Annotated in this window: 16 protein-coding genes; 3 read left to right on the forward strand and 13 right to left on the reverse strand. The window is 53.6% G+C overall.

Features of this window, described 5'->3' with window-relative positions; all coding sequences use genetic code 11:
- Window positions 1–75: 75 nt before the first annotated feature.
- The 3 genes from DBR37_RS00865 to soxR all read right to left on the reverse strand — a co-directional run bounded on the left by DBR37_RS00865 (window position 76) and on the right by soxR (window position 3065).
- A complete protein-coding gene (locus DBR37_RS00865; RefSeq protein ID WP_233588237.1) occupies window positions 76–1614 on the reverse strand; it encodes a CYTH and CHAD domain-containing protein in 1539 nt (512 codons plus the stop codon).
- 206 nt (window positions 1615–1820) lie between these two features.
- A complete protein-coding gene (gene ycaC / locus DBR37_RS00870; RefSeq protein ID WP_124572414.1) occupies window positions 1821–2447 on the reverse strand; it encodes an isochorismate family cysteine hydrolase YcaC in 627 nt (208 codons plus the stop codon).
- Window positions 2448–2594: 147 nt separating this feature from the next.
- Complete coding sequence (gene soxR, locus DBR37_RS00875) at window positions 2595–3065, reverse strand: redox-sensitive transcriptional activator SoxR (protein WP_124572415.1); 471 nt, start codon at window positions 3063–3065, stop codon at window positions 2595–2597.
- A 212-nt stretch (window positions 3066–3277) separates the two neighbouring features.
- Between soxR and DBR37_RS00880 the strand changes: the two genes are divergently transcribed.
- Entirely contained in the window at window positions 3278–3895 is a 618-nt protein-coding gene (locus DBR37_RS00880; protein WP_124572416.1) for an NADPH-dependent FMN reductase, read from the forward strand.
- A gap of 44 nt (window positions 3896–3939) precedes the next feature.
- On the opposite strand, the gene DBR37_RS00885 is transcribed toward DBR37_RS00880, so the two are convergent.
- The 5 genes from DBR37_RS00885 to DBR37_RS00905 are packed head-to-tail and all read right to left on the reverse strand — an operon-like array spanning window position 3940 to window position 9199.
- On the reverse strand, window positions 3940–4809 hold the full coding sequence (locus DBR37_RS00885; protein ID WP_124572417.1) for an HlyD family secretion protein: 870 nt from the start codon (window positions 4807–4809) through the stop codon (window positions 3940–3942).
- An 11-nt stretch (window positions 4810–4820) separates the two neighbouring features.
- Entirely contained in the window at window positions 4821–5018 is a 198-nt protein-coding gene (locus tag DBR37_RS00890) for a DUF1656 domain-containing protein (protein ID WP_012079785.1), read from the reverse strand.
- Window positions 5008–7230: an FUSC family protein gene (locus DBR37_RS00895; protein WP_124572418.1), complete on the reverse strand. Its 2223-nt coding sequence runs from the start codon at window positions 7228–7230 to the stop codon at window positions 5008–5010. Before DBR37_RS00895 ends, DBR37_RS00890 begins: the two co-directional genes overlap by 11 nt.
- A complete protein-coding gene (locus DBR37_RS00900) occupies window positions 7227–7730 on the reverse strand; it encodes a MarR family winged helix-turn-helix transcriptional regulator (RefSeq protein WP_124572419.1) in 504 nt (167 codons plus the stop codon). Before DBR37_RS00900 ends, DBR37_RS00895 begins: the two co-directional genes overlap by 4 nt.
- A complete protein-coding gene (locus tag DBR37_RS00905) occupies window positions 7727–9199 on the reverse strand; it encodes an efflux transporter outer membrane subunit (protein WP_124572420.1) in 1473 nt (490 codons plus the stop codon). The genes DBR37_RS00900 and DBR37_RS00905 overlap by 4 nt, the downstream gene beginning before the upstream one ends.
- 368 nt (window positions 9200–9567) lie before the next feature.
- Here DBR37_RS00905 and DBR37_RS00910 point away from each other — a divergent pair, with 368 nt between their 5' ends.
- Complete coding sequence (locus tag DBR37_RS00910) at window positions 9568–11355, forward strand: monovalent cation:proton antiporter-2 (CPA2) family protein (RefSeq protein WP_124572421.1); 1788 nt, start codon at window positions 9568–9570, stop codon at window positions 11353–11355.
- A 282-nt stretch (window positions 11356–11637) separates the two neighbouring features.
- Here the strand turns inward: DBR37_RS00910 and DBR37_RS00915 are convergent, their stop codons facing one another.
- A complete protein-coding gene (locus tag DBR37_RS00915) occupies window positions 11638–12582 on the reverse strand; it encodes a LysR family transcriptional regulator (protein WP_124572422.1) in 945 nt (314 codons plus the stop codon).
- A 130-nt stretch (window positions 12583–12712) separates the two neighbouring features.
- Between DBR37_RS00915 and DBR37_RS00920 the strand changes: the two genes are divergently transcribed.
- Window positions 12713–12979 carry a DUF2798 domain-containing protein gene (locus DBR37_RS00920; protein ID WP_124572423.1) on the forward strand — a complete coding sequence of 89 codons (267 nt, stop codon included), beginning with the start codon at window positions 12713–12715 and terminating at the stop codon, window positions 12977–12979.
- Between the two features lie 193 nt (window positions 12980–13172).
- Here the strand turns inward: DBR37_RS00920 and DBR37_RS00925 are convergent, their stop codons facing one another.
- The 4 genes from DBR37_RS00925 to DBR37_RS00940 all read right to left on the reverse strand — a co-directional run bounded on the left by DBR37_RS00925 (window position 13173) and on the right by DBR37_RS00940 (window position 15487).
- Window positions 13173–13415 (reverse strand): hypothetical protein, encoded by a 243-nt coding sequence (locus DBR37_RS00925; protein WP_124572424.1) that lies wholly within the window; start codon window positions 13413–13415, stop codon window positions 13173–13175.
- 189 nt (window positions 13416–13604) lie between these two features.
- Complete coding sequence (locus tag DBR37_RS00930) at window positions 13605–14504, reverse strand: DMT family transporter (RefSeq protein WP_124572425.1); 900 nt, start codon at window positions 14502–14504, stop codon at window positions 13605–13607.
- Window positions 14505–14621: 117 nt separating this feature from the next.
- Window positions 14622–15014: a VOC family protein gene (locus DBR37_RS00935; protein ID WP_124572426.1), complete on the reverse strand. Its 393-nt coding sequence runs from the start codon at window positions 15012–15014 to the stop codon at window positions 14622–14624.
- An 80-nt stretch (window positions 15015–15094) separates the two neighbouring features.
- Window positions 15095–15487, reverse strand: coding sequence for a 4-oxalocrotonate tautomerase family protein (locus DBR37_RS00940; RefSeq protein WP_124572427.1), 393 nt, complete (start codon window positions 15485–15487; stop codon window positions 15095–15097).

The following is a 15487-nucleotide window of genomic DNA, read 5'->3' on the forward strand; positions in this document are numbered from 1 at the left end:
CCCACGGGAAACCAATTTGGAGGCAGGGTCAGGAAAATATTTTTAAATTATTTTTAATCTACGCCCTGCCGCAGCCTACCCGGGTAACTGCTTCGCTTTAAACTTCTTCCACAATTTCCTGACTTTGCGTTCATCTTCCTCTGCACGCGCAGCAAGGTAACCGCGGATAAAGCCGCCAATCCCGCTCAGCCCGAATTGATCCTTTTCGATTTGCAGCAATAATTCTTCCCCTACAGCGACATCATTCAGCCAGCCCAGGCCATCCTGCAGATTCGCCAATGCGGCCACATACTCTTTTGTCTCATTTGACGGATAAAGTGACTGGAAGAATTCGGTGTTATAGCGCATCTTCTTCGCTGCTATGCGTACACGGTGGCGCGTGCTGGCATCTGCATCTTTCAACTGGCGACCGCGTTTTTTCAAACGTTGCTGGTCTTTTTCCAGCATGTCCTGCGAAAACATTTTCAGGCGTTTACGCAAATCCTTACCCTTCAACTGCGGCAATGTTTCACGCCACTCCGAGCCAAGCAGCCAACGGGCGAAGGACAATACGAGTCGGGTGTAGCGCACCGAGCCGACCGCTGCGGCAGCATGCTTGTGCAAGGCAGCCGCTTTTTCCTGCGCAGCTTTTTTGACCTCAGCCAGCTCCTTGTCCACCGCTTCGGTCTTGATGGATTCCAGCGTTTTGCTTGCCAGCACATCCCAGTCACGCGCCGCACTGATGGCATCAGACAGCCATTCCAGTTCCAGCTGCAACTCCTCGGGCAAGACAATCAACTCCTGGAATAGCTTGAGAGCTGAGCGCAATCTGCGCAGTCCTATGCGCATCTGATGCAGGTGTTCCATGCTGTTCCCGGCAATTACACCGGGAGCGTTCGCCTGTATTTGTCGGAAACAGTTTTCAACGATAACCTCGAAAGCCTGGTTGATCGTCATTTTTCTGGACAACTGCAAATTCCCAGCCTTCACCGCGCCGTGCTTTTCCTGCGCGTGCAATATATATCCACGCTCCGCCTTGCTGAGATTCTCTATGCGCAAAGGTACTTTCTTAAGCAACGCCAATGCGAAATCAAACAGATGCGCAGGCTTGCCGGATTTCAGCTCCAGCTCAATTTCACTGACCGCGTCATGACGATCTGCATGGCTGATATTGCCCTGATCCAGCACGCATTCGATTTCACTGCCGCTGGGCAGCTGCAATTGCCAGATCGTCCGGCTAATCGTAGTCGTAAAAATCGGATGCAGGCGGGCGACAAATTTGGGCGACGAGAGCAAGTCATCCCACGCGCCGCGCACATCGATCAACTTGCGTAATGCATACAGATCAGGCTCTGCGCGATGCACGACCGATTCCCATTCGTGCCGCTGATGCAAGCCGCTGCCAACCTCGCCACCTGCTTTCAAGGTTTGCGTCCAGACCTTGGCCGCTTGTCGCACCCGCAAACCAGCATCAGATTTGCGCAACTCATGGGTATCGGTATCAAAATAAATCCCGACCTGTTCCTGCACCACGGGCACTGACTGTGCATACTTCTTAAGCAAAGGATGCTTCTTGAAAGATGCGATATCTCGCGGATGGATAAATAGTTTCAGTTCGACTTCCATGTCACCCATACTTTCATGCGCTGTATATTTAGTCGCTATATTAGCGCGCCGAATTTTTCCGGCAGATGAATTTAGGCAGGCATGTGAAAAAATTAGTGCAAGATGTTGAATGCCTGCACACGTCATCGAACGGTCACATTCAATATAGCGCTGATGAAATAAACAAAAAGCCCATGTGTCACATGGGCTTTTATCTTTAACTATCTCTGCCAGGCTTACTTCGCTTTGGTCAGCGTGTTGTAGCTGGTGATCAGGTTGCGATAGTCAGGAATATGGTTGGAGAACAGAGTTCCGAGGCCCTCCACATCATTACGCCAGTCGCGGTGCAGTTCACAGGCAACACCAAACCAGCTCATCAATTGCGCCCCGGCTCGCGACATGCGATCCCATGCTGCGTCACGCGTCATTTCATTGAAGGTGCCGGAAGCATCGGTAACGACGAACACTTCATAACCTTCGGCCAGTGCAGACAAAGCCGGAAATGCCACGCACACTTCAGTTACCACACCAGCGATCAGTAATTGCTTCTTGCCGGTAGCCTTGATCGCCTTGACGAAGTCTTCGTTATCCCAGGCATTGATCTGGCCAGGACGTGCGATGTAGGGGGCATCCGGGAATTGCGCTTTCAGCTCCGGCACCAGAGGGCCGTTCGGGCCGTCTTCGAAGCTGGTGGTCAGGATGGTCGGCAGTTTGAAGTAGCTGGCAAGGTCAGCCAGAGCCAGCACATTGTTCTTGAATTTGTCCGGATCGATATCGCGCACCAGCGATAACAAACCAGCCTGGTGATCTACCAATAGAACGGCAACATCGTTTTTATCGAGACGGGTGTAAGGTTGGGACATGGCTATTTCTCCTTTAAATTATCGAATTTGTCTGAATTGTGCACGGTTGATTCCGGCCACAGACGAACAATAATTGCAAAGGAAAATGCCCGGTAGATAGCAATTTCTCTCTTAACCGTCCTATTTTTAGAACGATTGTTTTTATTCTTACCCCGCCTTTATATCGTCCAGCAGATGCGGTCCCGCTCCCTGCTCTGCCAATTGATCGCCCGGATTGCGCAAGCCGCAGTGCTCTATCGAGAGGCAACCGCAACCTATGCACTGATCCAACTGATCACGCAACTGCATCATCTTCGCTATGCGCTCATCCAGCTCAGCGCGCCAGGTCGCAGACAATCGTGCCCAATCCTTGATAGTCGGCGTCCGGCCTTGCGGCAAGCTGGCGAGCGCTGTAGCGATCGAAGCCAGCGGAATGCCAGAGCGCTGCGCTACCTTGATCACCGCCACCCGACGCAACACATCACGCGCATAACGCCGCTGGTTACCTGCATTGCGACGACTGCTGATTAAGCCTTTCGCCTCATAGAAATGCACGGCCGACACAGCCACGCCACTGCGCTCGGCGACTTCTCCGACTGTCAGTTCTGCGTGAATACTCCCATCCTGGATTTTTTTCATGGCGACCTCTTGACCTCAAGTTAAGTTGAGGTTTTACACTAAGCCGTCATCGTTGCGCAAGCCCCATGCACTGCCAGGCATCGCTTTATGCCTGCATCAGCAGGTTGAACAAGGGATGTAATTATTTCTTTTTAACTGTATGTATATACAGTATATTATCAGCGCGCCACTTGTCCGACGCATCGTCTAAAACAACAGCATTTGGAGGTTCAATGTCAGCACTACTACCAAGCATAGCCACCAGGGAATTAAGCACGTCTAGCGAAAAACTCAATCTCGTCCTGATTTACGGCAGCATCCGCGAAGGACGGTACTGCGACATCGTGGCGAACTGGGCCAGCACGCAAGTCCGCAAGCATCAGGAATTCGCATTGGAAATCGTCGATCCGGCCAAGCTGTCCTTGCAGCCACAGAGCGATCAGAACCCGGATCTGCATGTGCTCAGGACATGCCTGGAACGCGCCGATGCCTTTATCGTGGTCACGCCTGAATACAACCATGGCTACCCTGCACCACTCAAACACCTGATCGATTCTGTATCGCGGGAATGGCAAGCCAAACCACTGGCTTTTGTTTCTTATGGCGGTGTGTCTGGCGGCTTGCGTGCGGTCGAACAATTACGACAAGTGTTTACAGAGCTGCATGTCGCCACCATGCGCAACAGCGTCAGCTTTGCCAATGCGTGGGAGCAGTTCGACGACCAGGGTCGTTTATACGCGGCGACGCGTGCGGAAAAGTCGATGGAGATGATGCTGGCGCAACTGCAATGGTGGGCAGTCGCGCTGAAGGATGCGCGGCGCACGATACCTTACGGCATCGTCGCCACCTGAGGCGGGATCAGAGATCCGCAGAAAAAACCACCACGAACGACTGCTTACTTCTTGCCCGGCTGGACGATCACGGTACAAGTCATGCCCGCCACCAGTTGATGATCTTTATCCAGGTCGTCTATACGTATGCGCACCGGCACCCGTTGCGCCAGGCGTACCCAGTTAAAGGTCGGATTGATATCGGCCAGTAATTCACGGCCGGTGCTGGCTTCACGATCAGTAATGCCACGGGAAACACTTTCGATATGACCTTGCAAGGTCGCACCGCCACTCATCAGACGTATTTCCACCTTGTCGTTAACCTTCAGGTAAGGCAATTTGGTTTCTTCAAAATAGCCACTGACATAGTAGGAATTGCTGTCGATAACGGCCAGTTGCGCGACGCCAGCCGTTGCAAAATCACCTGCATATACATGCAAATTGGTGACATAGCCATCGACCGGCGCACGCACATCAGTACGCTCCAGATTCAATTGCGCAGTATCACGTGCAGCGGCGGCTGCCTGGTACTTGGCTCCGGCTATCGATGACAGCGAAGCCGCGGCTTCACGATTTTCGCTGGTGACGATGGAAGAATCCAGTCCGCTGCGACGTGCTGCTTCCTTGCTACGCATCCCCTTCTCTGCCTGCTGCGCGGCCAGCGTCGCTTCCGCTTGCGTCAACACGTGTGCATAACGGCTCTTGTCAATAGTGAACAGGATATCGCCCTTGTGCACAAACTGATTGTCCTTCACCTCGACCCTGGTCACGATGCCAGAGACATCAGGTGCAATGTGGATGATGTTGGCCTTGACGCGACCGTCACGCGTCCATGGCGAATACATATTGTCATCCCACAAATACTTGCCAAACAAAATGGCCAGCAGCAGGAAGACGCCTGTGATGATGTAGCGGAGATAAGCGGAGGTACGCATAGCGATGATCCCTAGTAAATAACAAGCGCGAGTGCGCCGAATATGCAAACCAGCAGGCACAAGCGGAATAGCGAGCGATGCCAGACATGTTTATAAATGCCGAAGTGGCCGCACAGCCAGTCCACACCAATGTGGATGACGACTGCCAGCAGGAAGACCAGCAGCAGCGATGGCGCCAATACGCCAAAAATGGAAATCTCACGCGGCATGATGGTTTGCTCCGTTCGTCAATGCGGCTTCGGTAGAAAATTCGTTCAGTGACTGATCCAGCAAGGATGCGTGGATCAGGTGCAAGTCGGTCAGCGCACGCTGCAATTGCGCCGCTTCGCTTGCCTGCAATGACTCTTTATTCAGCAGCAGGCTGCGCAACATCACACCTGCGGCCTGGGTCTCTGCCAGTGCGCGTGCATGCTGCGGCGCTTGCGGCTTGCGGAAGTAATCCGCCAGGCTGGCCACGCATTTCTCTTTCGCGACACGCGCCGGATGGCCTGGTTTCAGGCGCGCACTCAAATCACGTAAATCGATAATGGCATGACCGATTTCGAGCAAGGTAATCGCCTGGTTCAGGATACGACGCGTGGCAGCGTCTGCCGTACCGCGTATGCTCATGCTCAATTGGTTCAGCAAGTCACGTACCCGGCTTTCAAAATGATGACGCAGGTTGGCCGCATCGCTGATGCACAGGCGCAGCGCCTCCCCCCACAAGGAATCGGCGATATGGCGACGCGAACCCTGTTTATGTTCAGGCAGAATTAATGCAAACATCAGACCGGCGAGGATCAGACCAAGGACTTGCGCCATGCTGTCATTGATGAAGTTGAGCACATCGAAGCGCATCAGGTTTTCCGGCGCGATCATTTGCGCAAACATCAGGTTGAAGCCGATGCCGATACCCGCCACCTTGCGCCAGGTACTGATGTACGCACCCACCAGCAAGAACGGCAACATCGCCAATACCAGCATCATGTAACCTTCGACGTGATTCAGCATGAAGAAGGCACAAAAGAATGCAAACGGCGTCGCACTGGCAAAGCCCAGCGTGGTCTGGCGTATCAAGTCGCCAGGATCAGGCGACGATGCGGCGAGCCCGCAAAAAATCACAGTGATGATGACCGCGCCACCCGCACTCGGCCAGTTCAGCCCATGCCATGCCAGCGTCAGCAGCAACAAGGCCGCAGCACTGCGCAAACCTGCCGCCAGCGCAATCATGGGTGGCGTCTTCGCGCTGTAGCTGAGGATCTGCCCGGCATTTTTCGCAGGCTGCTCCGACAGGCGTTTAGGCAGATCGTGATAAATCACTACCAGCTGATAAAACTCATCACTGAAGCGTTGCATCAGCTCCAGCGCCGTATCCAGGTTCAGCCTTTGCACATCGTTATATTCATGACGCTGAAAATTCTCACGCGCCTCGACTATCATCTGCGGCAAGACTGCCTGCAAGGCGTTCAGTTTTTCGCGGGTAACGCCGACTTCGACTGCGGTACGCGCCGGGATATTCGTCACCAGCAAGGCATTTGAGAACGCATCGTATAAAGGCAACATCACATCCGGCACCAGCATATCGCCGCGATTGCGCAGGCGCTGCATCAATTGATGCAAGGTATGGAAGGTGGTCAGGCCGACCATCGCTGCCGCATTGAACGCGTGCAATTGCTGGTTGCGGGTACGGATATCGCCAGCTTCAAAAAAAGCCGCGGCGCGACCGGATTCCAGCGCGGCCACTTCGGTGGCAAATTGCAGGTGCAAACGTTCCAGCTGCTCCGGGCTTAAGCGCCCTTGCATCGCATCGCTGCATAACTGCGCAATATTGCGATACAGGCGACGCACAGCCTGCACCAATTGTTCACTCTGGTGCCTGGGAAATAATGCATCGTTCACCAGTGCCGCGCACAGAATACCCAAAGAAATTTCCGTCACACGCGACACCGCAAGATTAAACACATGCAACGGCGCATCGATAGCGGGCACAGCGATCATGCAGGCGGTATATCCGGCCAGCACAAAACCATAGGAACGCGCATTGCGCATCAGGGCAGAACCAGCGGTACACAAGGCAACCCAGAATGCGAGTGCGATGAAGAGCAACATTGCCTGTTGCGGGAACAAGGCAATCAGGGTCAGCGCAGCGGCACAACCGACCAGCGTGCCTAACAAGCGATAAATACTTTTTTCCAGCGCCATGCCGCTACTTGGCAAGGCCACGATGAATACCGTCATCATCGCACTGCGTGGCGAATCAAAGCCGAGACGGAACGCGATCCATAAAGCGAGGAAAGCCGCCAGCAAGGTTTTCAGCACGAAGACCCAACGCTGACCTTCCGTCTCCAGCCAGTCCTGCGCAATCACACGCGCACGGCGGTGCCATGCAGCAGGTGGTGCCGGCGTCGTGGCTGGTGCAGTGACTTCGGCGGCGCTATTCATTCCGGACTTCTTGCTTCCAGGTTGCTGAGTTGACGTCGGAGCATGGCTTCCTGCTGCGACAGTTCTTTTTCAGTCAGGCCTTCATAGGTCTGATGCAGGATGGCCCAGTAATCCGGCGACACTTGTTCGACGCGTTTGCGACCTGCAGTCGTCAGCGATATCTCTACACTACGACGATCTTCCAGGCTGAAGCGACGTTTGATCAGACCCTGCTTTTCGAGGTCGTTACAAATGCGCGTCAGATTGGCTGGTTTTTCCGAGCAGGCATCACCCAGATCCGAAGCGCGCTGCGTTTCTTCATCCGAACCATAGAGCACCATCAGCGCGGTGTAGCTGACGCTGGTCAGGCCGTGTTCTTTCATCACCGCATTCAACTGATCCTGGGTACGCTTCTGGATGTGATACGCCAGACGGCTCAGGGTTACCAATTGCTTGGGATGTTCGGGCATGCGTTCACCACAACGCGCGATGCGACGTACGGTACTGTCAAAGTTACTCATGGCTTATCCTTGTTGCTGTTTGTTTGTTGCGACTGCGGTTCCGGTTGATATCCACCACCCAATGCCAACATCAGCGCGGCGTGACTTTCCAGCATGCGCGCAGTGATTTGCGCACGTTGCTGTTCCTGCGTCAGCAAGGCAACTTCGCTATTGAGCAATACCAGGAAGTCGGTCATGCCGGCGGCAAAACCCTTGCTGGCCAGCGTACGCGCCTTGCTCGCCGTTAGCAGTGCGCCATCGTTCAGGGTTTTCTGTTGCTGCAATGATTGTGCAACGACCAGTGTGTTGGCCACGCTTTCCAGCGCGTGGATCAGGGTGCCGTTATAACTCTCGACGGCAATATCGTAAGCCGCAGTATGTGCACCCAGATTGCTGCGCAGGCGACCACCATCAAAAATCGGTAGTGAAATGGCTGGTCCTATGCCGCGTATAGCCGAATCGCCTTTGAGGAAATTCGAAAAGCCTATGCCCTGGAAGCCAATAAAGGCCATCAGGTTGATGTCGGGATAAAACGCAGCCTTGGCCGCTTCGATTTGTTTACCAGCTGCTTCTACACCCCAGCGACGTGCTGCCACGTCAGGCCGACGGCCGATCAGGTCCGCTGGCAGTACTGCAGGCAAACGCAACCAGGCATTATTGTCCAGCGCCAGCGTCGGACGCTTGATCTTCTCGCCTTCTGCCGGACCTTTGCCGGTAAATGCGGCAAGCTGATTACGCAACACGACGATGGCTTCGTCGTATTGCTCTATCTGTATATGCAAGGGCGGAATCGCGGCTTCCAGCTGCGTCACATCCATCTCGGTGGCCAGGCCTGCAGCCAGGCGTTTGCGCATCACCTGCAAACCTTTTTCGCGATGCGACAGGGTGTCTTCGGCGATATCCTTCAATGCATATTGCAGGGACAGCTGCACATAGCTGCGCACGATATTGTTTTCCAGCGCCAGTCGCGCCATCTGTGATTCAGCTGCAGATACTTTTACTTCATCCAGCGCTGCCGCCAGCTCCTGACGATGCCTGCCCCACAGGTCAAGATCATAAGTCGCTTCTACCGCGACGCGGTTATACCAGGCGTAATTGCCGGCTTCTGGTGGCGGAATGAAATCATGTGCGGAGAATAATTGACGCGTCATCGATGTCGATGCACTGACATTCGGCAAGGTCGCCGACTCGGCCAGACCGGCATACGACTGCGCCTGACGCACGCGCGCTTCAGCGATGTGCAGGTTCGGGCTGTCACTCAGCGCTGTAGCAATCAGCGCATCCAGTTGTGCATCACCATAGGCACGCCACCACTGCTGCTGCGGCCATAGCGCCGCATCGTTGGCCGCGGACTGGCTGATCGCCGAGCCACTACCCAGCGTATTCGCATCCATGCGCTGCGCTTGTGGCTTGATATTGCCCATATCAGCACAGGCGCTCAGCAGCACCGTCATGCAGGCAATACCCAAATAAGCAATTCTTCGATTCATGATGCAAACACCTGTTAGCTTGTGACCGTGCTTTATTTTACTCCAATATATTTTACTAATGAACTATAATTTTCTGAAAATTTACAAATGATTTATTTCATCAATAAAAATGTCGTCTTACCAATATAGGCAAGACGACAAGATTATCCAGGGAAATGTGGTGCCCAAAATCAACGTTGTACATTTCTCCGAATAAGAGCATAATCAGTTCGCGTTGAGGCAACTCGCGCCAGGTTTTGCACTTTCCACTATAGGACTGGTGAAACCCTCATATCAAGCCTGCTACCTTTTGGTCGCGGGCTTTTTTGTTTGCCGTCCTGCATACAACATCGCCCTTCGAGCTTCACACACAGAATCAGGAAAACTTTATGGCCATCGAAGGAAGCCCCAGCCAACTGGTAGGCATCGTAACTCTCCTCGGCGCTGCCGTCGTTGCCGTGCCACTGTTCAAGCGCATAGGCCTGGGCTCCGTCCTGGGCTACCTGGCCGCCGGACTGGCAATAGGACCATCCGGTTTGGGCCTGATGTCCGATGCGCAGACCATCATCCATGTCGCAGAACTGGGCGTCGTCATGTTTCTCTTCATCATCGGCCTGGAAATGAAACCGTCGCATCTGTGGAGCTTGCGCGGACAGATTTTCGGTCTGGGCAGCATGCAGGTGGTGCTGAGTTCGGTCTTGCTGACAGGCGTAGGCATCGCCTTCGGCTTCCCGTGGCAAGTATCCTTTATCGCTGGCGCAGGATTCGTGTTGACGTCAACCGCCATCGTGATGCAAGTACTCAGCGAACGCGGCGACATTCAAACACCCACAGGACAACGCATCGTTTCCATCTTATTGTTTGAAGATTTGCTGATCGTTCCTTTGCTGGCCATCGTCGCCTTCCTGGCACCAGCCGATGCCGCCGCCACACATGGCGCACCGGTTGCGCAAAAAATCATCTTCGCGGCCTTGTCCTTAAGCGCATTGATAGCTGCCGGCATCTGGCTGCTTAATCCACTGTTCCGTGTACTGGCCAAGGCAAAGGCACGCGAAGTCATGACTGCCGCCGCCTTGCTGGTGGTGCTTGGTGCCGCGCTACTGATGGAGTTGGGCGGATTGTCGATGGCGATGGGAGCGTTTCTGGCAGGCGTACTGTTGTCGGAATCGACCTTCCGCCATCAGCTGGAAGCAGACATAGAACCGTTCCGCGGTTTGTTGCTGGGCCTGTTCTTCCTTGGCGTCGGCATGGCATTGAATGTGGATGTCGTCGCCAGAAACTGGCAACTGGTCATTGCCGGCGTATTGGCACTCATGATCACCAAGGCTTTTTGTATCTACTGTGTCGCACGTCTGGCCAAAAGCAATCATGCAGAAGCAATCGACCGCGCCATCCTCATGGCGCAAGGCGGTGAATTCGCCTTCGTGCTTTTTACCGAAGCACTCAAGCTAAATGTGATTTCCGCTGAAATCAATGCCAACATTACCGCCATCGTCGTGCTGTCGATGGCCTTGACACCACTGGTCGTGGTCTTGCACAAACGCTTCGGCGGCAAATTAATAGCCTCACTCGATGGAATAGAAGAACCCAGGGACGTACAAGCCAGCGTCCTCATCATAGGCTTTGGCCGGGTTGGCCAGATCGCCAGCCAGGGTCCGCTGGCCAAGGGAGCGAAACTTTCCATCATCGATAGCGACCCGGACGTCATACGCGCCGTGGAGCCTTATGGCTTCAAGGTTTTTTATGGTGATGGTGGTCGCCCGGATATCCTGCATGCAGCAGGCGCATTACAAGCTTCAGTCATCCTGGTCTGTATCAACGATAAACACGCCGTCACCCGTATTGTTGAAACAGCGCGGCAGGAATGCCCGCATATCAAACTCGTAGTACGTGCTTTCGACCGTGAACATGCTCTCGAACTGGTCAAACACAATGCCGACTTCGTGGTCCGCGAAACCTTTGAAGCATCGCTGCAAATGGCCAGACAAGCCGTCATCCTGCTGGGCTCCGAGCCACAGGAAGCGGAAGATTTGATAGCTGAGGTACGTAGCCGCGATGCCGAACGTTTTGCACTGGAGACTACTGGCGGCCTGTTTGCCGGTCGTGCGCTGGTTCTGGGAAATATTGAATATATTCCGCCGCCCGGAGCAGATGAAGATGAGCCCAAGGATGGCTAGTTAGGCAGTGCGACTATTTGCTTCGTCTGCGTTTGTCGCACCGATTTTTACCGGACATGTCAGAACGAATGCATTTAGAGCAGCCAGTCATTGCTCAAAATCCTAATCAAGACTTTGTATGGATATTCAACCTGACAACAGAATTTACTTTACCGTCTTCGAAGCGCAATCATAATGTTGCTCTAAACCATACGCATCGAAACACTCGCATCCACTCTCCGACACGATATAGATGTTGCATCTCGTAGAGCCAACAGTCGGCTATAAGAAGTCATGCAATTATCATGGCCGCCACTCCGGCGGTATACTTTGCTGCAGATAATCCAGCAATAGCCGCAGCTTGCCATTCGCAGCGCGCCTGTCCTGGTAGCAGGCATAAAGATTCAATGGTTCAATATCAGCAAGCACAGTATCTGCGTTCGCCTTTTTGCTGCCATTCTGTCGGGCTTCAAACAAGGGTTGCAACAGGCCCTGAGCTATCAATGGATCGGCAATAAATGCCCCTAGCCGCGCGATCCCTGCACCGTCCAGAGCGAAGCGCGCCAGGCATTCGATGTCGTTACTGATCATGGTGGGATTGAGACGGGGTTCAAACCGTACGCCATTCCGAAAAAATCCCCAGCCCAGCAAGCGGCCATCCATATGTGAGCGAAACAGCAGACACTGATGCGCATGCAATGCCTCCGGCGTGTCCGGTATGCCGTGTTGTGCAAAATAGGAAGGTGAAGCGCACAGTCGCAGTGGTACGCAGGCGATGTGCCGCGCGACCAGACCCGGCTCCACTTGCTGGGCAAAGCGGATGCTGATGTCTATGTCTTCACTGATGTGATCGACATAATGATCAGCCAGCACCAGCTCTATCATCAACCGCGGATATACACGTGCAAATGCAGGGATCAGCGGCGCCAGCACGATGCGGCCGAAGGCCGAAGAACAAGCTATCCGCAGCTTGCCCTGCGGCACCCCATGCAGATCCGCTACCTCGGCCTGCGCTTGCTCCAGTTCCCGTACGATGGCCTGCACCCGCTGGAAATATACCTGCCCGCTTTCCGTTAATGCCAGTTGCCGCGTGGTGCGCGCCAGCAAACGTGTGTTGAGCTGCTGCTCCAGCCGGGCAATATTCTGGCTGGCTGCGGCAGCCGATATGCCGAGTCGGCGACCTGCACCGGCAATGCTTCCCTCTTCCACCGCCTTGACGAAGCATTCCACGCCTTTGAAGCTGTCCATACTGCTTTTCTCATAGTGAAGTAATCAACAGTCATAAGTTTAACTTAATAAAACATATAGCTATTAACCACTACTTACTTATGATTCTTAAGGCTAAAGTACGGTCTTTGCAATCAAGAGCCGTCAATTCATGCCTTTTAGCTTTTTCCGCCGTATAAACGCCTTGCGCGTTCCCGCTCGCTTTACCCCGTTTGTCTTTGCTTTTTATATGTCTTCTATCATGGGTATGCTGATGTGCTTAGTCATCGTCGGTGCTGGTACCGGTGTGCATGATGGTTACGGCATGCGCGTCTGGCAGGCGTACAAACTCGCGATGCCTGTCGCATTCGTTTGTGTCCTGATCGTACGTCCGCTCGTGGTCAGACTCGTGCTGCTATCGGTACGACAAGTGGCTTGATGCACTGCAACCGATGGGTGAGATATGTGATTGGATGCATCGAGTTGTCAGCGCTCTGCAACGAGGCCGCTTATCTCCATGCTTATCGGAGAGAACACTAAAGGCTATGCAAATAGCATGAAGGTGCAATGATGCGACTGCTGACGTTGCTCTATAGCCGCATCACCGGATAACGGCAGGCCACTCTTTGCCATTATGGGAGGGTCAAGTCCAGACCGAGCTTATTGCCAAGGACGAAGGTGACGAGAACCAGGCACAGAACTGCCACTGTGAAAACGGCGACTACCTTGACACCGGCGCGTAACACCGCGCGCCGTTCCTTCGCCTTCTCAGGGTCCTTCTTCCCCTGATCGTAATGCCACTTGATGGCAAAAAACATACCCGTGGCGAGCACGACAGCCTTGAAGGCAACGAAGATTATAAGAACCCAATCCATCTTTTGAATATATCCAGGCGATTACTTGACACTATCTATCATGAAGAACACAGCTGCAAAACGCTGCATGACATCTCAATCGAAGTCGGTTTATTCTATGACAAGCGAACAGTGATCAACATTGGACATAAAGCCCTAGGACATAATGTCCCTACTGACTTGTCAGACCTTCTGCCTGGCGAATTTGCATCAGCGACGTGAAGAAACGACAATCCCGCCGACAATCAGTATGAAGGCAATGCCGTGATAAAAATGCGGCATCTCGCCAAGGAAAGCCGATGACATCAATGCGGCGAATAACGGAGTCAGGTTGCTGAAGAAACCGGCTACCGTCGGCCCTACCCTTTGCACACCGATACCCCAGCAACGCAATGCGATGATGGCAGGGCCTATCGCGACGAAGATCAGCGCCGCAATCAATGGCCAGCCCCAATCTATGTGCAGATCGCCGAGCGCCCATTCGCCAGCGGTAAACATACATGACCAGGCCACGCCGAAAGCGACCTGTGCCAGCAGGAAGGCAGCCCAGTTGCTGCGTATCTCTTCCGGGTCTTTCGGCAGCGTCAGCAACCAGCTATAGAAAGACCAGACTATGGCGGCGATGATCATGAAAATATCACCGGCCACCAGACGCAAGGCCAGCAGTTGCCGCAACTCACCCCGGCTCAACACGATGAGCACGCCGACGATAGATAACACTGCGCCCACGCCTTGCTTGAACGACACACGTACACCAAAAAACAGCGTCCCTATCAGCAACATCCACACCGGCATGCTGGCCGCAACCAGCGTGACGTTAATCGGAGAAGAAGTCTGCAGCGCCAGGTATTGCAGGGTGTTGTACAAGCCGACGCCAAGCAGACCCAACAAGGAAAAGCGTCGCCAGTTACTCCAGAACGGACTGTTGCGACGGAAAATCCAGCTCGCCAGCGGCAACAGGATCAGCATCGCTATCGCCCAGCGCAGCAAATTCAAGGTGACCGGCGGCACCATCGCATTCACCGAACGGCCAACAATCGCATTCCCGGCCCACATCATGGGCGCGAGTGTCAGCAGCAGTACAGTCGATGGCGTAATCTTGTGAGTCATGGCTAAAAAGAGAAAGCCTTTGCAAGTCCTGACTATGCAAAGGCAAATGTAAACAATCCGAGAGGATACTTGATAAGGCTGACTCGTGTCTGACGCCGCTTTATTCAAGCGTTAACACTATCCGGCATCGACGATACGATTCGACACCTCTATCAGATTGAAATCAGGATCGCGCAGATAGAGCGACAGGATGGGGCCGGTGGCGCCGGTACGACGTATCGGCCCTTCCAATACAGTCACGCCGCATTGATTGAAATGTTGCAGCACGTCATCCAGTGGCACACTGGTGATGAAGCACAGATCAGCAGAACCCGGTGTCGGATGTTCGGCCTTCGGTTCAAATTCCTTGCCGTACTGATGCAGATTGATTTTCTGGGTACCGAAAGTCAGCGCCTTGCGCCCCGCCCCGAAAATCACAACTTCCATCCCCAGCACGCGCTGATAAAAGGCAATCGTCAGATCTATATCCTTGACTGTCAGGACGAAGTGATCAAGTTGATCCAGTTTCATGGCGACCACGCATGGAATTTAATAGAGCTCCATTATGTGCCAAAACCCTGAACCGAAAAATACCCCGTCCTGCACATCGTTCAGCCATGCTGATAACGATACTCCTGCGTATAACCGCCATAGCCGTATGAAGCCGCCCGCACATCCTGCACATAGATATAACTTTCTTCATGCAGATTACCCAGGATGCGCTCAAAACCGGCAAACGCTTCCCTGATGTACAACGCCTTTTCATCCTTGGTGTTGGTTTCATCTGTAATCTTGATGTCGAAGTAAAAGCTGTTCTTCTTTTGTTCACTCAACAGATGGCCGCCGACTACCCAGCTATCGTGGCTCACGTAATCAATGGCGATCGCCGTGACTTCGCGTTTCTTTTTAAGGATACGGGTCGTCAGATCCAGCAGTAACCCGGCGATTTGCCTGGTCAGTTCCGGTGTTTTTTCTGCGCTTACTTTCACGTTCAGGATAGGCAT

Origin of the sequence: Herminiimonas sp. KBW02 (assembly GCF_003852535.1) — a bacterium.
Taxonomy (GTDB): domain Bacteria; phylum Pseudomonadota; class Gammaproteobacteria; order Burkholderiales; family Burkholderiaceae_D; genus Oxalicibacterium.